Below are 20516 nucleotides of genomic sequence, written 5' to 3'. Positions count from 1 at the left end.
TACGTATGTCTAGACCAGTCTTTATCCGCCATCCTCAATAGGGGTCGAAAAGATGTGAAACGGATACCTAACTAATTCATATCGGTGTAAACCGTAGGGAAATGGGCGTTAGCGCTCATTTCGACGCCGATGGAAACTAGGAGTTGGCGAAAAAGTGCTGGGCCTTGGGTGTAACGTTTCCTCGCGATAGTGACTTCGCAGCGGAACTGTCGCTGTTTTACGAAAGATGAAGCCGCGCCCCGCGAAAGGGGGCACCAGATAAACGGTGATGGGTGCCAATGGTTTTGGGGCCGGCACGTGCCGGTTGGCATGCCATCCGCTGCGCAAAAAATGCGGTTATCCAGAGAGATAAATCGTGAGAATTCTTCAGTTGGTTCACGCACCGCGACTATCCGGGGCAGAGGTGCTTGTAAAGGGTGTGGCGATTCATCATCAGCGCGCCGGCCATGAGGTCTGCATTACCTCACTGCTTCCGCAGCAGGACGATTTCGCGGGCATTCGCGCGGAGCTTCAGGCTGCGGGCGTCACGTGCCTGTTCCCGAGCACGCGTTACGGCAGGGCGGGCAAACTGCTGCACCTGTATCGCGTGGTGCGTCAGTTCCGCCCCGACTTCATCGTGGCTCACGCCACGCTCGCTGCACTCTATGTGCGGCTTCTGCCCGTGCACACGCCGATCGTCTGGGTGATGCACTCCGGCGTCAACGATTTCGAGAACAGCGCGCTCAAGCGGGCCGAGCGGCTGTTGTCACGGCGGGCGCGAGCGATCATCGGCGTGTCGCAGCAGAATATCGACGACTACCTGCGAGAAATCGGCAAGCATCCGGCAATGGTCGTGATTCCGAATGGCGTGGACGCGTCGCTGTTCGCGGAGGACAACAGCGCGTCTGCGCCGGATATCGACGTGCCCGCGAAGCAGATCGTGCAGCTAGGCCGCTATATAGAAGGCAAGAGCCAGTTGCACACGATCCGCGCGTTCGAGCGCGTCCTGCAGAGCGAGCCCGAAGCACGCCTGCTGCTGTGCGGTGTTGTCGAAGATATTGCCTATCACGCGGCCGTGGTGTCGCTTGTTCAGCAACTCGGCTTGGAGAGCCGCGTGACGGTATGCGGACCGCGCCTCGACGTCGCCGCGATCCTGCGCGCTTCGCGTGTCTTTGCCATGCCCTCGCGCTTCGAGGCACAGAGCGTCGGTTTCCTGGAGGCGCTCGCCTCGGGTATCCCGGTCGTGGCGAGCCGGATTGCGTCGTTCGGTTTTGCCAGTGGCTTTGCCGGTGTCAATCTCGTCGATACGACCGATCCTGAGGCCTATGGCCGTGCCTTGCTCTGCGCGCTCGACATGCCGCGTGCGAACCGGCAACTGGCCGGATACACGTTGCATGACACGGCGGAGCGCTACATGACGATCGCGCGCCAGTTCGTCCGGCCACTGCATGTTTCGGCCTGAACCGAGTCGGATCGATCGGCTCGCTACTGTGCCGACCTACTGAACCAATCTACGGCGCCAACCGATCGATCCTCACCGTCTCCGAGAACAATCCCGGCAGTTGACCGAGGTCCTCGGGCGCGCCCAGCGCGAAGCCATCGCCGACCGGATAGCGCGTCAGTGCCGGTGCGCCGCCGGTGAAATAGAAATCGCCAAGCGTCGCGTCGACTCTTCGATAGAGCACGAGCGCCGCATTGCGCCTGTCACGCACGAAAGCCGGAAAAACATCCGACCACGACATGCCGCGCAGTTTCGCTGCCTGGACCGGTTCGCTCTTCGTGTTCGCCGTGTCTAGCGTGTCGATGTCGATGACGGCGTCCTCATTCGTGGCGTCGAGATGCGGTGTCAAAAGAATCAGCGTGGTGCCCGCTTTGCCTTGCACAGGCCCGACCGCCATCTTGACGAACCCGGGTAGGAAACTGGCCGGCAATAGTTTGCGTTCGCCGATGCTCATGCGCGTGCCGTCGTTGGCGATTGACGTGAGCGCGAGCCGGCCGTTCGCACCATCCGTCGCGACCAGTGACGCGCGTGAGCCTGGAACCTGGACCGGCAGAAGGGTTGCGTTTTGCGCCAGATTTTTTGCCTGTGCCATCAGTGTCGGTGTCGAGCCGGCCGAGCCCGTGGAAGACGCCAGCCACAAGTCGAGCCCGCTATCGATCCGTCTCTGTGCGATCAGCACGCCGCTACGTCCTGTTCCGTTGAAATCCGCCGCCACATATTGCTGCGTCAGCCCAGGCCTGAACGTATTGCTGGTCTGAAGCCAGAGACGTGGGGCTTCGAAGCGATCGCCTGTACTGCGAAGTAACCAGAACGCCGTGCCGCCGTGGCGCGCGGTGATCACCATCAAATCCGCTTTGCCGTCGCCCTCGAAGTCGCCGAGCAGGAAGCGCGCGCTGTCGAAGCACAACGCATCTTCCGCGCAACTCGGCGCCGTGGCGCGTGGATCGAAGGGCATAGCGCTCGCAAACCAAAGAGCCGGCGGCGACGCTTTCACGAGCGACGCCGCATACACCTTGAATCCGGGTCCATCGTGTTGCCGCTGCACATAGATCGCGGCTTGCTCGCCCGTGCCGGCGATGTCGCCAACCATGGCGGCAGCGAGCCGCAGATCGGTTGCCTGGGTGCGTTGCGTGGTCGACCAACGGTAGCGTGTAGTAAGCGAGGAGCAGCCACGCATGGTCAGCTTGCCGTCGTTTTCGCCGAGACAGTGCCGTAGCGGCGTATAGACGAGGCCGAAGTCCCACGGTGTCCAGCGTTGCGCCATGTCCCATTGATCGCAGGTCTCGGCGATCAGATAGCCGTCGCGTTCGGCGATGCATTGCGAAGTCGCGACGCTGACAAGCGCGGCGTTGCGCGTATTGCCGGGATAGACGGTCAGCGGGTCCCAGCGCCATTGTTGCGCGGATGAGCCGGTGCACGCGGCGAGTGTCGGTGCCTGGCCGCTGCCCGCTGAGGTCAGACAACGGCTCGACGCCGCATTGAATAGTTGAATGGGATGCGACTGGAAATCCGCGACGCGCCGATCGCTGCGATCGGTGAAGGCATAGCGGCGCGCGACCCAATTGCCGTCCCATTGAAATTCACCGAATACGTGCGAAAACTCGCTTCCGTCGATGGAAAAATAGCTCGCGACGATGTCACGCTTGCGCTGAACTTCAGCCGCAGGAACGTTGCCGGGCCAGTCGCCGGTCGGGTAGGTGATGTGGTATTCGATCGGCACGCTTTTACTCAGCGTCTGCGCGACATGGCGCGTGATGCGGGCGGCGTAGATATGATCGGGATGCTCGAGAAACGGCACGGTGTCCGGATTGAGCGTGTAGATCTGCGAGGCCTCGGCGAGTATCGCTTTCAGTGTGGCCGACAGCGAATCCCGATCGTATTGCACACGCACCGAACCGTCGGCGTTCATCGGGTAGGTGGTGACTGTGGCGCGCTGTTCCCACAGGAGGCCGAGCGGCACACGGCCGCCGCGCACGGCGCCGCCGGGCAACCGCAGTTCGAGCAGGCGGACCTGCGGCTTCGCCTTCAGCACCATCTGATGCACAAGCTTGCCCGCGATCGGAATGTTTGTTTCGATCCATTCGTCAGGCACCCCCGCCATGCGTGCATAAGCTAGCCGCGAAGCGCGCTCGCGTGTCAGCACATAAGCGAAATTCGCACCGTTGGCGCCGCCGATCAGATGCACGGTGGTAATGCACCAGCCGGCGTCGAGCCGCTCAGTGATGGCGGGGTCCACGAACAGCAGATCGTCATCGAGGTGCGCGACGACCGTGACCAGCGTACCGGCGTTGCAGGTCGCCGCGCGCGCCGAACCGGGAAGGAAAACGAAGAAAAGTAGCGCTACACAAGCAATGAATGAATCGCGAACGAGCCTGACTACCGATGATCGCATGTTGATTCGAGCCCTGACGGTGAGCTCGATCATACGGTATCGGCGTGGTGCGCCACGTTGGCGAACTCACAGTAGGCGTCACTTTGCGTGCCGGCTATCGGTCATGCGCACACCGGAGGCGTTGGCTCCAATGGCAGCCTTGGCGCTGATGCTAGCGGAAATAAGCCTTGGTGTTCTCGTGAACATCGGCGCGCGCGAGCAGCTCGGAAGGCGCGAGCCAGAGGTATTCGCTGTGCTGCTCGAGCCGGCCGACCGAGACGGTACTGGTGAATTGCAGCGCATAGGCGAGCACGATGTAGTGCGTCGACACGTCAGGCTCGGCTGCGAAGTTGTCGTTGTAGTGGTGTTCGAATACGCCCTCGAAGCGTGCGCTCGAACGCGCCAGCCTCGCGATACCCAATTCGGCGTCGGCAACGCGCGTGAACGCCGCGTCGAGCGTTTCGTCTTTATGAATGCGCCCGCCGGGCACGAACCATGTGCCGCGGGCAGGGCGATTGCGACGGTGGCCGATCAGCACGCGGCCTTCGGCGTCGCTGACGATCAGATCGATCGCGACCAGCGGCGTCAGACGCAGCACGTCCAGGAAATCGATCTCGGTCAGCATGTCATCTCCTGCGGGGCGTGCGCCGGTTGAGCGCGGGGTGATGGTTGATCGTAAGGGAACCTGAAGGCGCTAGTAGTCGCCGTGGTGTTCGTCGTCCCGGGTGAGACGGTCTGAACCATTCGCCAGCAGCAGTGCCACCAGAATCGCGCCGATCGTGGCGAAGAGAAACGCCCCGACCATTGCGGCTAGCACCAGCATTGTCCATGCGAGGCCGTTCATCTCTCGGCTCCAGCGCGTTGATATGCATGCAAAACAGTCTCCTGCATGCGAAGCAGTTTCCGTTTGGATTTTACGGGTGTAAGAAACGACCTGCCCTGTCACATCACGCCGAAGTATCGGCGCGTCTCGACAGTGCGTGATGTCCGAAGATCGGCTGCCGTTTGCCTATGCGCATCATGCACGACAAAGCACAGCACAGCACAGCACAGCACAGCACAGTACGGCACGGCACGGCAAAGCACACCACGGCAAAGCTAGCGAGCAACGTAACCCTCCGGAGTCGTCACCACGTCCTTGAACACCCCGGCGTTGGCGGAGACCACATAGATGGGTGTCGGCGACAGCTTGAGGCTCGCGAAACCGTCACGATACGGCAGAGTCGAGGCGTTGCCCATCATGTCGAACACCGTCACCTCGCCCGACGTGCCGGGCGCATCCACCCGCAGGCGATAGTCCGCGCTCTGGCTCGCGCTGAAACCTGTTTTGGCGTTCCACGCGTCGTTGTCATGCGTCCACAGCGCGGTCACGATCTTGCCGCCGCCGAGCCTACGGAATGCATAAGCGTATACGTCTTTAGGCAGACCCTTGAGCGGTCCGAGCGTATCCGTGCCGTCGATGATCCGAGTCATCGCCGCCACCGCGAGCGCGGCAGGTTTGGGGCTGATGTGAGCGGCGCCGTAAGCGCCCTGCGGATGATCGAGTTCAAAGAACACCCCGTAACCGGGCGCGGCGTCCGGCATGTCCGCAAGGTAGAAGACGTAGGTCATGTCCGCGCCTTCGCCGAGCAGGATGAGATGCGTGCGCGCCACGACCGCCGCTTGCGCATACAGGACGTTCGCGCCCGGATAGTTCTTGCCGTACGCCTGGCCGATGTCGTAGCTGATGCCCGTTTCGGTGACGAACAGCGGCGCGCCGGGCTTCAGATACTGACGCAGCTCGTGGCGCAGCGCCCGCATCGCGGCGGGCAGCGCGCCTGGCACGGTGCCTTGATTGCCTGAGTCGGCGACTCGCTCGGGAGGATGCGACGGTGTCGTGCCGATATCGTAATAGCCGTGAATGGTCATGCCGTCCATATAACGGCCGATCCCCTGCGGACCAAGACGGCGCATCCACGTCACGTTGGCTTGTACTGAGGCGTAGGTCACACCCATCACCACCGCGTGCGGGTCCGTCTGATGAATGCCTTCCCAGACGGCCTTATACATGGCGATGAAATTCGCGTCGGTATCGCGCCACGGTAGCCCACCATCGGCGTCCGGCTCCCATGTCAGCTGATAGTAGTTGTCGCGCTGTTTGGGGAAGTAGGTCATCCGCGTGCGGTTGGACTCGGCGCCCACTTTTGCCATGTAGTCCTTCATTTGCGTGAGCGAGGTTGGCGCATAGCTGTGCGTCTCCTTGCCGGTCGGGCTCGCCCACTGCGGAATGCCGTCAAGCTGGATCAAGCGCATGATGTCGCCGCGCCGGAAATAGGGGAGCAACTGTTTGCTCGCGGGATCGAACGTGCCCGCTTTTTTCGGCTCTTCCATATACCAGTTGCGGTTGTCATTCGCCCAGGAAAGGCCGAGCGCCGTATAGGCCGGCCGATAGCCGTCGCCATCGCAGCAATGCTGCCCAGGCGCGAGATAAGCGGTGCCCTGTCCACCGAATCGATGCAAGTCTTCATACGGAAAGCGCACGGCTGGTAAAGCCGCTGAGGTGTCGGGCAATACGCCGAAGGTGGCGATCCCCGCAGGGCGTGTGCCACGCGATTCGAGCTGGCCGTGTGCGCGCTCCAGCGAAGCAGAGACGGCGAAGTAGCCCGCCACCGTCGACGCGCAACTGAGCGTCGATAGCGTGGCGCCCGCCGCAATGGGGAAGTGGCCGCTGGCGCGCACGGCATTCCAGCTGTCGCGAATCTGCCAGTTGAGCGTGTCGTTTTGCGTCGGACGTGTTGTGAAAACGAGTGCGAACGGTTTGTCCGCGGCGAAGAGGCGCGTGCCGTCGCTCGGCGTGTCCGCTTCCAGCAGATCGCCGTTGGCGGCTGCGCGCACCTGTGAGGAAGGCGCGGCACAGCGCAGGCCCGTTCCGGGCGGCGCCTTCAATGCAGTGGGTACGTTGGCCACCGATTCCGCGCCGGCGGCCGGCGCGCTGTCCTGGTTCGCCGAAGCTGCCGGCACCTTCGCCGCAGCGCCCGCATCGGCAGGGATGAGCGCAACCGCGCAGCGCTTCTCCACGCCCGGCGCTGGATCGCCGAACACACCGTTATTGCAATCCGCGCTGTTCGAAAACGTCTTTATGACATGTTGCTCGACCGTGCCGTAAAGCACGTCACGTGTACCGCTGAACCGGCAGGTGCCGTACTCCGCCGCGCAGGGTGTCCACGTTCTGCCGTCAACCGTCAGATCGGGGTTGCTCGCGGCGCCGGAACCGGCCGAAGCCGCTGCCGCGTTGTACGGGGCGAGGACCGGGCCAAGGAGGATAAACGCCGCTGTCGAGGCAGCGGCACGCAGTGCAAACCCGTGAGTGGCAAAGGCGCCGACGAGTGGTCGCAGCGCGCGATGTTCGCGTACATTCGACATGTGTTCCCCGTGTCGTTCGACGTTTACGTTCCGGCAACTAGGCGACGCGCAATGGCTAGTTGACCAGGCCAGACCCGCTTCAGGCTACCTCACATCGCAATGTGTTGCGGAAACCGCATAGGCTATTTCCGCAATGTGTTGGCGGAATCGTACCGGCTGTCATCCGACACAATCCGCCGTTGGCCCGCCTATTGCCTAGCGGTCTAAAGTTGCCTTATTTCGGTGTTTCACGTTTGAAACATTAATCGTCCTGTTTATATTCAGCTGATCCAATAACAATGAATTAAATAATTGTGTTGCCAGCGAAAGTGCTTATATTGGAGACTGTTTTTTACACATCTCAGCCGACTGCATATATCGTCGGAAGAAAGTCCCTTTGGCATCCTGGAAGAGCAATAGCCGGCGCGGCAAGGACAGCTGCCCTCATTCTGGCGGTGTGCGGGGAAGAAGTTACCTCAAATCTGCGGAATGATGGGGCGGAACAAGGTGAAACTGAAGCATTTCGAGCAGCGACTGTGTGTGCCAACGCACAAAGAATTGCATTAATTAGCATTAGAATTCGCGAAACGTAAATTCATTCATATGCAGAAAAAGCATTTAATTCATTGAAAAAATAGTAGTGGCGGGATTGTTCCGAAAATCACTGGCTGGCCACCATATCGAAACGCCAACATGTCTGCACTTTCGGTCATGGCGGCTAAATGCTTGATTGCGGATGGCTATGATGCACTGCACAGAGCATGCCCTGTGCGGCGTTCAAGGTTGAAAAGTAGCTCCGTTTTCTGGTGAGAGGATGACTATGACCTGCGCGAGTCTCGAATCTGCAATGTTGCGCTGGGTGCACGCGCCGAACAAGGGTATGCGTCGCATCGCGATACTGATGTTCAAGGACTGCTCGCTGCAGGGCGCGGGCGTGGTTGCCGAGGTGTTTCAGGCCGCGAACGAACTGGCATCGTCCGGCTCGGGCGGTTGGTTGTACGACGTTTCCTTCCTGTCGGCCGACGGCGGCATGGTGACCTCGTCATCGGCACTGCGGGTCTGGACCGACGGACTCGACGCGCGGCATTACGGCGGCTTCGACGCATTGTATGTCGCCGGCGGCAAAGGCGCGGGCGCCGCGGCCGGCGACGAGCGTCTGATTGCCTGGTTACGGCGCGTTCGCCGCAACACCGGCATGATCCGGCCGATTGCGGAAGGGCGTGCGCTGCTCGATGCGGCCTATGTGCCGGACAGCAAGGAAAGCGCCGACTTCCGCCAGCAGCAGCCGATGCCGCCGCGCCAGACCGAACAGAACGGCGATGCGGGCGACCGGCTCGAATCGATGCGAAGCGCGCTCGCCATGATCAAGCGCGATCTCGGCGGTGCGACCGCCCGCACGGTGGCCGAGCGTCTGCTCGCCGATTCGTGCTCGAACCTCACACCGCTGCTTGGTGAAGACGGCGGTTTGAGCCCGGGCGACAAAGTGCGCGCGGCGGCTCGCTGGCTGCAAGAGAATTGCCAACAGTCGATTTCGATCGCCGATGCGGCGCAGTTCGCCGCGATGAGCGAGCGCAACTTCCTGCGCCGCTTCAAAATGGAAATGGGTATCACGCCCTCGAGTTTCCTGTTGCACGAGCGCCTCGCGGTGACCTGCAGCCTGCTGACCGAGTCGGAATTGCCGGTGGACAAGATTGCCCGGCGCACCGGCATGGGTAACGGTGACCGCCTGGCGAAGGTTTTCCGCAAGCGCATGAGAATTTCCCCAACTGAGTTCCGGATTCAAAGCCGCCGGATGGTCGGCGGATAGCGTACGTACGCGCCGCGAGCCAGCTTTTCGCGCGTATCACGGAATATTTCGGTCATGGCTTCGTTAGGTATTTCGTTTTCTTCAGAACGTTATAAGGAATGCGAATATGTTGACTCAGGGAGTGGAGGGCGCTGGGTCGGTGAACCCGGACGGCGCAGGTGCCGGGGCCGCCGGTACGCATTGCGCGCGCATCGTCCCGGTCATCCTTGCCGGTGGCTCAGGTACGCGTCTGTGGCCGGTGTCGCGTGAGAACTTTCCGAAGCAACTGATCGACGTCGTCGGCTCCGACTCGTTGCTGCAGGCAACCGCGCGGCGGATGGACGGATTTCCCGCCGGCTGGAACGTGGACGCGTCGCCGATCATCGTGTGCGGCGAAGAACACCGCTTTGTGATTGCCGAGCAGCTTCATGAAAACGGCGTGGACGCACGACTGATCGTCGAGCCTGCGCGGCGCGATACGGCCCCGGCTTTGACGCTCGCGGCGTCGCTCGCGTGCGCCGACGGCGGCGACGCGATTCTCATTGTGATGCCGTCTGATCATTCGATCGCGGATATACCCGCGTTGCAGGGCGCGCTGGAACGTGCCGCCAGGTACGCGGACCGGGGCTCGGTCGCCACGCTCGGCGTGCCACCCGCGCGTGCCGATACGGGCTTCGGCTATATCCGCATCGGCGCGCAATTGCCCGACGGCGGCCATGCGATCGACGGCTTCATCGAAAAGCCGGCCGAGGAGATCGCCGCGCAGTACGTCGCGGCGGGCACGTATTGGTGGAACGCCGGCATCTTTGTCGTGCGGGCACGCGTGTGGCTCGAGACGCTGAAACGCCTGCAACCGGAGATGCACGCCGCTTGCGAGCGTGCGTTCGTGAACGGCCGCAGCGAGGGCGCGTATTTCCGTCCGCTGCTCGATGCTTTCCTGGCAACGCCAGCCGACTCGATCGACTACGCCGTGATGGAGCGTCTCACGGACGGCGGCGAACAGAGCGAGCTGGGCAACGCGAGCGCCCTGGACGAGGCGGCCGCGACTCAGGCCACGGACCCGCAAGCGTCGTCCGCCGCGAATCCCGCAGGCGTCGTCGTGCGGCTCGATGCGGGCTGGTCGGACCTCGGTTCCTGGGACGCGGTCTGGGCTGCGATGGAGAAGGACGCCAACGGCAACGCCGGGCGCGGCCGCGTGACGTTCGAAGGCGCGGTGTCGAGCTATGCGCATTCCGAAGGGCGGTTAGTCGCCTGTGTCGGCACGGCCAATGTGGTGGTCGTCGAAACAGCGGATGCCGTGCTGGTGGTCGACCGTGCGCACGTGCAGGACGTCAAGGGTCTGGTGTCGCGCATCAAGGCGCAGCACGCCCCCGAAGCCGATGCGCATCGCAAGGTGCGGCGCCCCTGGGGGTTCTACGACTCCATCGATCACGGCGAACGCTTCCAGGTGAAGCGCATCGTCGTTACGCCGGGCGCGAAGCTGTCGCTGCAACTGCACCACCACCGCGCCGAACACTGGGTTGTCGTGCGCGGCACAGCGCTCGTCACGCGTGGCGATGAGCAGTTCCTGCTCAGTGAAAACGAATCGACCTACATTCCGCTCGGCACACGTCACCGGCTCGAAAACCCCGGCAAGGTGCCGCTCGAAATCATTGAAATCCAGTCAGGCACCTATCTCGGTGAAGACGACATTGTGAGGTTCAACGACAACTACGGCCGCTGCTCCTAACAGCGCTCCCGGAATGATGCGGAAAAGAACGAACGGCAAGAACGAGGTAAGCAAAATGCGCAAGTTTCAGGATTTACTCGCGCGAGTTTTCGATGTCGCGTTGGTGCTCGTGGGGGCGGCGGTGGCGTCGCAGATCCGCTTCGACTACCTCGCTCAATCGGGGTTCTATTGGGCGCTCGTGATGTTTTCCGCTGCCTTCGCGCTGGCCATCTTTCCCGCGTTCGGCGTGTATGAATCCTGGCGCGGCCGTTCCAAGCTCTCGCTCGCCGGGCAGGTGGCGCTCGCGTGGCTGATCGTGCAGGGCAGTGCGCTCGTGCTGATGTATTCGCTGCATCGCATCGACTTCGTGTCGCGGCTGTGGTTCTCGTACTGGACCGCGGTGACGGGCGGCCTCCTGATCGCTTACCGGCTGATAACGCATGCGGTGCTGGCGCGTGCGCGCAGTGCCGGCCTGAATCTGCATCAGGTCGCGATCGTCGGCAGCGGTTCGCAATGCGACGCGATCATCCGCCGGATCGATTCGGCACCGACCACCGGTTTTCGCGCCACCGCCGTCTATAACACGCGTCCGGACGTGTCGCCCGTCACCAGTCCGCGCGTGCCGGTGTACGACAGCGTGGACGCGCTCGCCGACTATATCCGCACCAACGACGTGCACGAACTGTGGCTGATGGTTTCGCTCACCGAGGAGCCGTTGATTTGCGCGCTGGTCAGCGAGTTCCGCGACGACCTGGTGAATATTCGCTTCATGCCTGACGTGCGCAGCCTCGCGCTCTTCGAAGGCAGCGGCGTGATCGATCTGCTCGGCGTGCCGGCCATCAACCTGGTCGCCTCGCCGCTGTCGGCCAGTTCGATGCTGAAGAAGGAAATCTTCGACCGCCTGTTTGCCGCCACTGCGCTGATCTGCCTCGCGCCGCTCATGCTCGGCATCGCGATCGCGGTGAAGCTCTCGTCGCGCGGCCCGGTTTTCTTCAAGCAGAAGCGCAAAGGCGCGGACGGCCGCGTCTTCACGATCTACAAATTCCGCTCCATGCGGATGCATGCCGAGCAAAAGGGCACGGTCAGGCAGGCGACGCGCAATGATCCGCGCGTCACGCGAGTCGGCGCATTTCTACGCCGCACGAGTCTCGACGAACTGCCCCAATTCTTCAACGTGTTGCGTGGCGACATGTCGGTCGTCGGACCGCGTCCCCATGCACTCGAGCACGACGACCTCTATCAGAAAGTGGTCGCGGGCTACATCAATCGCTATCGGATCAAGCCGGGCATTACGGGTTGGGCGCAGATCAACGGCTTTCGTGGCGAAACCGACCGCATCGAGAAGATGGAGCGTCGCGTCGAACATGACCTGTACTACCTGGGGCATTGGTCGTTCGCGCTCGATATGCGGATTATCGGCGCGACGATTGTCGCCGGACTGGTGCATCGAAACGCTTACTAAGTAGTTAACAAGTACGCTGGGCGCTGCCTCCCCCGAGGACAGTTCGCTGGCGCAAGGAGGAAACACCATGAGCTCGCTTGGTATACGCACGGGAAGTCTCGTGATTTTCACAGCTACAGCACTGCTTTCCGGATGCGGGGAAGTACCGGGTCAACGGATGATCACGCCGGCCGCTATTCAGGACACGGGCGGGGACTACAGCACCGAAGCATCACAGCAACAGCAGATACCGATTACCGATATCAACCTCGCGCTGCTGCGCAAGATGAACCAGGCGCAGACGTCCTCGCCGCTGCCGACGCAGACCATGGCGCTGTTCGGCAAACCGACGACATACAAGGTCGGCCCGGGCGACGTGCTGCAGATTGTCGTGTGGGATCACCCGGAACTCGCGGCGGCGCTCGGCCAGCCCGCGCAGAACGCGAAGACGTCGGATGCCGCTCCCGGTTTTCTGATCGACGAAAACGGCGATGTTCAGTTCCCCTACGCGGGCACGGTGCATGTGGCTGGCAAAGACGTCGCGACGATCCAGAAGGAACTGCACAAGCGTCTGAGTAATGTGTACCAGAAGCCGGAAGTGACCGTGCGGGTGGCTTCATTCCGGAACGCGCAGGTCTTCGTCGACGGCGAAGTACGCACGCCGGGAGCCCAGTCGGTCACCGATATTCCGCTGACGCTGACGAGTGCGATCAGCCAGGGCGGCGGCTTCAGCGCCAATGCGGATCGCAGCCGCGTGGAGTTGATCCGCAACGGCGTGACGTATCCGCTCAACGTGGACGACATGGTCAAGCGCGGCCGCAATCCGTCGGAGATTTACCTTCAGGCCGGCGACATGGTGCGGGTGGCATCGCGTGAAGACAGCGGCGTGTATGTGATGGGCGAGGTCAACAAACCGGCGACCATCCTGCCGATGCGGAACGGTTCGCTGACACTTTCGCAGGCCATTTCCGACAGCGGAAGCTTCGACTCGAACACGGCGGCGGCCAAACAGCTGTTCGTGATCCGCAATTCGACCAGCGACTCGCCACAGGTCTACCACCTCGATGCGACTTCGCCGGTGTCCATGATCCTCGCCAATCAGTTCGAGCTCCAACCGAAGGACGTCGTGTATGTCGGTCAAGGGGGCTTGGTCCGCTTCAACCGTGTGCTGAACCTGCTGCTGCCGGCTATCAATGCCGCGGTCACCGGTGTCGTGCTCGCGAAGTAACGATACGAATCCAGACCTTGAACCGCCGGTCTTTGTTGGGTGAACAAAATGGCAATCAACTTCGGAAACCGCTACACCGACGTGTCCGGACCGGACGAGCTGCATCTGTCGGACTATCTGCGCACGATCGTGAGGGGTTGGCGCACGATCGTGATGGTGACGCTGATCGCGCTCGCGCTGGGGTGCGCGTACGCCTTCCTCGCGCCGCCGACGTATCGCGCGGATGTGCTGTTCCACGTCGAGGATAAAACGGCCAATGGCAATGCGAACGGCAAGGATTCCTTGCCGCCGCTCACGGGCATGTTCGATACCAAGCCCTCGACGGCGGCGGAGATCGAGTTGCTGAAGTCGCGTCTCGTCACCGAGGAAACGGTCAAGAACCTGCACCTCGACATTTCGGCTGCGCCGCGCACCCTGCCGTTCATCGGCGGCATGATCGCGGGCCTGGTGAACGGACAATGGGCCTTCAAGTTGCCGTCGTTCATCAACCTGTCCGACTACGCATGGGGTGACGAGAGCATTGCCGTGTCGCGCTTCGATACGTCGAAGGACTTTTACGACACGACCTTCACGCTGATTGCGGGCGATGGCGGTTCGTACGTGCTGCGCGACAAGAACGGGATCGCGATTCTCTCTGGCCATGTCGGCGAGACCGTGGAAACCGATACCGCCGACGGTCCAATCGCGTTGCACGTCGATAAGCTGGTCGGTGCGCCCGGCTCGCGTTTCGAGCTGCAGCGCGCCTCGACGCTGGGCACCGTGGACCGCTTGCAAAAGGCGCTGGTGGTCGCGGAGACCACGCTGCAGTCGGGCGTGATTCGCACGAGTCTCGAAGGTGGCGACCCCGCGCTGACCGCGGCGATCGTCAACAGCATGGCACGCGAATTCGTGCGGCAGGACGTGGAAAGCCGCTCGACCGAGGCGGAGCACATGCTGGCCTTCCTCGACCAGCAATTGCCGGGCTTGCGCAAGGAACTCGACGAGGCCGAGCAACGCTACAACAAGTTCCGCAACGCGCACGGCACGGTCGATCTTGGCGAAGAAAGCCGCCTGCTGCTCCAGCAGGTCGTCGACAACAAGACGAAGCTGCTCGATCTGCAGCAGCAACGCGCGGAGATGTCGCAGCGCTTCACGGCGAATCACCCGGCGGTAGCCGCGCTCGATGCACAGATCGCGGCGTTGCAGGGCGCGGCGGCCACCATGAACCGCAGTGTGGCCGTGATGCCGGATACCGAGCAGACCGCGTTGCGTTTGCTGCGCGACGTGCATGTCGACACGGAACTCTATACCAATCTGCTGAACAGCGCGCAGCAACTCCGGGTGGCGAAAGCCGGCCAGGTGGGCAACGTGCGCGTGGTGGACTTCGCCGAAACGCCTGACGAGCCGGTGCGTCCGAAGCGCGTGCTGGCGATCCTGATCGCGCTGGGCGGCGGCTTGCTGATCGGCATCATGCTGACCTTCTTCAAGCGCGCGATGTACGGCGGCGTGGAACGGCCGGATGAACTCGAAGCGGTGCTCGGCGTGCCGGTGTTCGCGATCGTGCCGCGCAGCCAGACTCAGTTGCGTTTGCAGGAAAACGTCATGTTGCGCCGTCGCGGGCTGCATGTGCTCGCGCAGCAGGCGCCGGAAGACATCGCCGTGGAAGGCGTGCGCAATCTGCGGACCTCGTTGCAGTTGTCGCTCGATCACGCCGAGAACAATGTGGTGATGATCACAGGTTCGCGGCCCGATACCGGCAAGTCGTTCCTGTCGGTGAACCTGGCGGCGCTGGTGGCCTCGGCGAACAAGCGGGTGCTGATTATCGACGGCGACATGCGGCGCGGCGACGTCCATTCGCATTTCGGCGTCGGCCATCAACCGGGCCTCTCCGACGTGCTGAGCGGCGGCGATCTGACGGCGATGATCCAGCGCGACGTGTTGCCCGGACTCGATGTGCTCGCCAAGGGCACCTTGCCTTCGCATCCGTCTGAACTGCTGATGAGCAAGCGCTTCGAAACGATGCTCGAGGAATTGAAGTCGCACTACGACCTCGTGATCGTCGACACGCCGCCGGTACTCGCCGTGACCGACTCGACGGTGATCGGCAAGTACGCCGGCACGACGCTGCTGGTGGTGCGTCACGGCCGCCATCCGCTGAACGAGATTGCCGAGACGGCCAAGCGGCTGCTCAACGGCGGCGTCTCGCTGAGAGGCGTGCTCCTGACCGACGTGCCTCAGGAAGGGGCTTTCCTCGGTTCCGGCTATCAGGGGGGCTACTACGGATACGACAGCATTGCCGGCTAAGGGTTGACGCAGCGTCGGCTCCGCACGGGGCCGCTCGCTCGACTCGTGCCATGGCACCGGCATCGCAAAGTTTAACGAGAGGGATAGCTCCATGAAACGCAAGGTCGCGCTGATCACCGGCATCACTGGACAGGACGGGTCGTATCTGGCCGAGCTGCTGCTCGCCAAGGATTACGACGTACATGGCATCAAACGCAGGTCATCCCTGTTCAATACAGACCGGATCGATCATCTCTATCGCGATCCGCACGACCCGGATCAGCGACTCTTCCTGCATCACGCCGACCTGACCGACTCGACCAGCATCCTGCGCGTGATCCAGCGGGTCGAGCCTGACGAGATCTACAACCTCGCGGCGCAGAGCCATGTGGCGGTTTCGTTCGAGGAACCGGAATACACGGCCAATGCCGACGGTCTCGGCGCGCTGCGGATTCTCGAAGCGATCCGGATTCTCGGGCTTCAGCACAAGACGCGTTTCTATCAGGCTTCGACCTCGGAGCTGTACGGCCTCGTGCAACAGATTCCGCAATCGGAGACCACGCCGTTCTATCCGCGCAGCCCGTACGCGGTGGCCAAGCTGTTCGCGTACTGGACCACGGTCAATTACCGGGAGGCTTACGGGCTCTATGCCTGCAACGGAATTCTGTTCAATCACGAATCGCCGGTGCGCGGCGAGACTTTCGTGACGCGCAAGATCACGCGCGCCGTGGCACGCATCGCGGTGGGCATGCAGAAGATCCTCTATCTCGGCAATCTGTCGGCGTTGCGCGACTGGGGTCATGCGCGCGACTACGTGGAGATGCAATGGCGCATGCTGCAACAGGAACAGCCGGAGGATTACGTCATCGCCACCGGCGTGCAGTACAGCGTGCGTGACTTCGTCCGCCATGCCGCGGCCGAACTGGGTGTCACCGTGCGTTTCGAAGGCACCGGCGTGGATGAAATCGGTATTGTCGACAAGGTGGAAGGGCGCGAGATCAAGATGTCGCCCGGCGACGTGATCGTGCGCGTCGATCCGCGCTACTTCCGTCCCGCCGAAGTCGAGACGCTGCTGGGCGATCCGTCGAAAGCGCATGCCAAACTCGGCTGGCAGCCGACCACGTCGTTCGCCTGGCTCGTCAAGGAAATGGTGCGCGCGGACTATCAGATTGCAAGACGTGACGCGCTTGTCACGCTGGCCGGTTTCACGGCGCTGGAACATCACGAGTAACGGCAATGAACAAACAAGCACGCATCTTCGTCGCGGGCCACCGCGGCATGGTCGGCTCCGCGCTGGTCCGGCGGCTCGAGGCCGACGGCTATCACAACTTCGTCACGCGTTCGCGGGCGGAGCTCGATCTCATGGATCAGGCTGCCGTGAATGGCTTTTTCGAGCGGGAGAAGATCGAGGTGGTGCTGCTTGCGGCCGCGCGGGTGGGCGGCATACTCGCCAATGCGTCGCAGCCGGGTGAGTTCATCTATGAAAACCTGGTGATCGAAACCAACGTGATTCACGCCGCGTTTCGTGCTCAGGTCGAGCGCCTGGTGTTCTTTGGTTCGTCATGCATTTATCCGAAGCAGTGTCCGCAGCCGATCCGCGAGGAGTATCTGATGACCTCGCCGCTCGAACCGACCAACGACGCCTACGCGATCGCGAAGATCGCCGGCCTCAAGCTGTGCGAGGCATACAACCGCGAATACAACACGCAGTACGTCTCGTTGATGCCGACCAATCTGTACGGCCCGAACGATAACTACGATCTGAACAGCAGCCATGTTTTGCCGGCGCTGCTGCGTAAGGCACACGAAGCGAAGGTGAGCGGCAGCGCGACCTTGACGGTGTGGGGATCGGGCACGCCGCGCCGCGAGTTTCTGCACGTCGACGATCTCGCCGCGACGACCCTCTTCGTGCTCGAGCATAACGTGACAGAAGGCCTGTTCAACGTCGGCGTGGGTGAGGACCTGTCGATTCGCGAGCTGGCCGAGTGCATCTGCAAAGTAGTTGGCTTCGAGGGCGAACTCGTCTTCGACGCGTCCAAACCTGACGGCACGCCGCGCAAGCTGCTCGACGTATCGCGCCTCGCGCAAATGGGTTGGCACGCGACCATTGGCCTCGAGGAAGGCCTCGCGTCCACGTATCGGGAATTCGTCGAACTACACGCCGGCTCGACCTCCGTCGCCGCCTTGCACGTATAGGCGCGCACTGAAGGGCCGTTGAGCGCGATTCCGGAATTGGGGGAACGCGTGGCGCGTGACGCGCGAGTAGCGTGCAACGCACACAGGGACGATTTTTCGAGGAGTGGCATAAAAATGACAGCGTCAGTCACGATCTTCCACAACGTCGTATGGTCGCGCCACAAGGGTGTCGTGTTCTCCGCTTTGCATAGCATTTCGGCGTCCGGCGCGATTCGCTACTCGATGGTGCAGATTGCGGATACCGAGCACGATCGTGTCGGCTTTTCGGATGTCGACTATTCGTACCATCGCTATCCCATGCAGAAGCTGTTCGACGGGTGCTACGAAGATGTGCCGACGATGAAGATGATCGCGCGGCTCACCTGGGAAGTATTGCGGACCAAATCGGATCTGATCGTTCTGCCGGGCTACCACCGTCCGGAATATTGGGCGATGCTGGCGGCGTGCATCGTGACCGGCAAGCGGCGCGCGGTGTTCTGCGATTCCACTGCGCGCGACCGGCCCAAGAAGCTGCTGACCTCGATTCCAAAACGCGTGTTCTTCTCGCTCTGCGACGGCTATTTCGGTTTCGGCGAGCGCAGCCGCGAGTATCTGCTTTCACTTGGCGCCAAGCGCGACAAGATTTTCGTGCCGTGTCAGGCCGCCGCCTTGCCAGGCTCGTTCTCGCCGGAGCGCGCGCTGGTCGAGCGGGTGGCGGCGCGCGCCGGCAATCCGCCGGTGTTTCTCTATGTAGGCCGTCTTTCGGAAGAGAAGGGCATCGGCACGCTGATCGAGGCCTTCGCCGGTTTGCGGCGGCGTATTCCAGCGGCGAAGTTGCGCATTGTCGGCACCGGGGCGATGGCGGAAGCGCTGCACGCGAAAGTGATTGAACTCGAGCTGGGCGAGGCGGTGACCTTCGCCGGCAGTTTGCAGGACGAACCCCTCACTCAGGAATATTACGGTGCGACCTGCATGGTGCTGCCGAGCTATAGCGAGCCGTGGGGACTCGTCGTCAACGAGGCGCTCGCGCATGGCTGTCCCGCGGTGGTCAGCGAGAGCTGCGGCTGTGTGCCGGAGCTGGTGATCGACGGCGTGAGCGGCTATGCCTTCACGGCGGGCGATGTCGCCGGCTTGCAACGCACGATGCTCAAGGCAATGGAAGCGTTCGCCGACGCCGGCGGCACGGCGCGCCGTTGCATGGATGTGATTCGCCGTTTCGATCCGCCTTCCGCCGCCGCCAATATCGCTCGTGGCTGCGCGCTGATGCTGAGCGACTGACGCGCCTCACGGCCTTCGTCGCGTAAGAAGCGAAGCTCTAACTCGTTCTGGCAGCCACAATGAAGATTCTGATCTACGGCCTCAACTACGCGCCTGAGCTGACGGGAGTGGGCAAGTACACGGCGGAAATGGCGGTGCTTCTGGCCAACCGCGGCCACGAGGTTCGGGTGGTGTGCGCGCCGCCCTATTACCCGGAGTGGCGCGTGGCTGCGAACTATGTGTCGTGGCGCTATCAGCGCGAGACACGCGATGGCGTGAGGATCTGGCGCGCGCCGCTGTGGGTGCCCTCGCGTCCCAACGGCCTGAAGCGGATGCTGCATCTGGCGAGTTTCGCGGTGGCTTCATTGCCGTTGCTCGCGCGGCACGCGCTGTGGCGTCCCGATACGGCGATGCTGATTGCGCCGACGCTGATGTGCGCGCCTGCCATGCTGCTGCTCGCGCGTATGGCGCGCGCGAGTGCTTGGCTGCACATTCAGGACTTCGAAGTCGATGCGGCTTTCGATCTGGGTCTCCTGAAAAGCTCGCTGGTGGCTCGCGTGGCCCGCTGGATCGAAAGCACGCTGCTGCGGCGCTTCGATACCGTGTCGTCGATTACGCCGCAGATGAGTGCGCGCGCGGTGGTCAAGGGTGTCGAGCCTGAGCGGGTCGTGTGCCTGCCCAACTGGGTCGATGTGTCGACCATCTTTCCGCTGGCACGCGCGAGCGAATACCGGCGTTTGCTCGGGATTTCGCTTGACCAGAAGGTGGTGCTGTACTCGGGCAACATGGGCGCGAAACAGGGCATCGAAACGGTCGCCGATGCGGCCGCCTCGCTTGCCACGCGGGCCGATATCACCTTTGTTTTCTGCGGCAGCGGTGCGGCGAAAGCGAGTTTGCTAGAGCGCTGCGCGGGACTGCCGAACTGCGTTTTCATGCCGCTGCAACCGGTGGACCGTCTAAACGAACTGCTCAATCTCGCCGACATTCATGTTCTGCCGCAACGCGGCGATGCGGCGGATCTGGTGATGCCTTCGAAGCTCACCGGCATGTTCGCAAGCGGGCGCGCCGTGGTCGCCATGGCGCGACGCGGCACGGGTCTGCACGACGCGGTGGCGCCGCGCGGCGTGGTCGTGCCGCCAGACAACGTCAAGGCTTTGGCGGCGGCGCTCACGGTGCTGGCGGGCGATCGCGAACGTCGCGTGGCGCTCGGCAGGGCCGCACGCAATTATGCGGAGCGTGCACTGTCGCCGGAGTCGACGATTGGCACCTTCGAAGAGCGGCTCGCGCTGCTGGCCCGGGAGTCATGTGGCAAGCGCGCGAAAGTGGAGAAGCCGTATTTCGGTGCCGCAAGATCTTCAACCGCTGCGGCGCGGCGGCAACGCAAGCCGGCTACAACGGAGGACGCCGCGCCGGATTGATCCGGTACG

General features: G+C 62.5%; 14 protein-coding genes. 10 read left to right on the top strand and 4 right to left on the bottom strand.

All coding sequences use genetic code 11. From position 1 onward, the window contains the following. Positions 1-355 precede the first annotated feature (355 nt). Positions 356-1441 (top strand): glycosyltransferase family 4 protein, encoded by a 1086-nt coding sequence (locus P0D84_RS16785; RefSeq protein ID WP_408338146.1) that lies wholly within the window; start codon positions 356-358, stop codon positions 1439-1441. Positions 1442-1490: 49 nt separating this feature from the next. Here P0D84_RS16785 and P0D84_RS16780 read toward each other — a convergent pair whose 3' ends face one another. The 4 genes from P0D84_RS16780 to P0D84_RS16765 all read right to left on the bottom strand — a co-directional run bounded on the left by P0D84_RS16780 (position 1491) and on the right by P0D84_RS16765 (position 7253). Beyond that, entirely contained in the window at positions 1491-3872 is a 2382-nt protein-coding gene (locus tag P0D84_RS16780; protein ID WP_408338144.1) for an RICIN domain-containing protein, read from the bottom strand. A gap of 151 nt (positions 3873-4023) precedes the next feature. After that, positions 4024-4476, bottom strand: coding sequence for a GDP-mannose mannosyl hydrolase (locus tag P0D84_RS16775; RefSeq protein WP_408338142.1), 453 nt, complete (start codon positions 4474-4476; stop codon positions 4024-4026). Between the two features lie 69 nt (positions 4477-4545). After that, entirely contained in the window at positions 4546-4695 is a 150-nt protein-coding gene (locus P0D84_RS16770) for a hypothetical protein (RefSeq protein WP_408338140.1), read from the bottom strand. 254 nt (positions 4696-4949) lie between these two features. Beyond that, positions 4950-7253, bottom strand: coding sequence for a hypothetical protein (locus P0D84_RS16765; protein ID WP_408338138.1), 2304 nt, complete (start codon positions 7251-7253; stop codon positions 4950-4952). 799 nt (positions 7254-8052) lie between these two features. Between P0D84_RS16765 and P0D84_RS16760 the strand changes: the two genes are divergently transcribed. From P0D84_RS16760 to P0D84_RS16720, 9 genes are all read left to right on the top strand, one after another. Further along, on the top strand, positions 8053-9039 hold the full coding sequence (locus P0D84_RS16760; protein ID WP_408339866.1) for a helix-turn-helix domain-containing protein: 987 nt from the start codon (positions 8053-8055) through the stop codon (positions 9037-9039). 106 nt (positions 9040-9145) lie between these two features. Then, a complete protein-coding gene (locus P0D84_RS16755) occupies positions 9146-10747 on the top strand; it encodes a sugar phosphate nucleotidyltransferase (RefSeq protein ID WP_408338136.1) in 1602 nt (533 codons plus the stop codon). 55 nt (positions 10748-10802) lie between these two features. Further along, on the top strand, positions 10803-12188 hold the full coding sequence (locus P0D84_RS16750; RefSeq protein WP_408338134.1) for an undecaprenyl-phosphate glucose phosphotransferase: 1386 nt from the start codon (positions 10803-10805) through the stop codon (positions 12186-12188). A gap of 67 nt (positions 12189-12255) precedes the next feature. Continuing rightward, on the top strand, positions 12256-13395 hold the full coding sequence (locus P0D84_RS16745) for a polysaccharide biosynthesis/export family protein (protein ID WP_408338132.1): 1140 nt from the start codon (positions 12256-12258) through the stop codon (positions 13393-13395). Between the two features lie 48 nt (positions 13396-13443). Further along, complete coding sequence (locus tag P0D84_RS16740) at positions 13444-15678, top strand: polysaccharide biosynthesis tyrosine autokinase (protein ID WP_408338130.1); 2235 nt, start codon at positions 13444-13446, stop codon at positions 15676-15678. Positions 15679-15769: 91 nt separating this feature from the next. Continuing rightward, positions 15770-16888: a GDP-mannose 4,6-dehydratase gene (gmd, locus tag P0D84_RS16735; RefSeq protein WP_408338128.1), complete on the top strand. Its 1119-nt coding sequence runs from the start codon at positions 15770-15772 to the stop codon at positions 16886-16888. A 5-nt stretch (positions 16889-16893) separates the two neighbouring features. Then, positions 16894-17853 (top strand): GDP-L-fucose synthase family protein, encoded by a 960-nt coding sequence (locus P0D84_RS16730; RefSeq protein ID WP_408338126.1) that lies wholly within the window; start codon positions 16894-16896, stop codon positions 17851-17853. Positions 17854-17967: 114 nt separating this feature from the next. Further along, positions 17968-19110, top strand: a complete 1143-nt coding sequence (locus tag P0D84_RS16725) for a glycosyltransferase family 4 protein (protein WP_408338123.1) — start codon at positions 17968-17970, stop codon at positions 19108-19110. 59 nt (positions 19111-19169) lie between these two features. Then, positions 19170-20507: a glycosyltransferase WbuB gene (locus tag P0D84_RS16720; RefSeq protein WP_408338121.1), complete on the top strand. Its 1338-nt coding sequence runs from the start codon at positions 19170-19172 to the stop codon at positions 20505-20507. The last annotated feature ends 9 nt before the right edge of the window (positions 20508-20516 follow it).

This window comes from Paraburkholderia sp. RL17-337-BIB-A (genome assembly GCF_046025895.1).
In the GTDB taxonomy this organism is placed as follows: Bacteria; Pseudomonadota; Gammaproteobacteria; order Burkholderiales; family Burkholderiaceae; genus Paraburkholderia; species Paraburkholderia fungorum_C.
The sequence above is the reverse complement of the archived record's forward strand: the minus strand, read 5'-3'. Positions and strand labels throughout refer to the sequence as shown.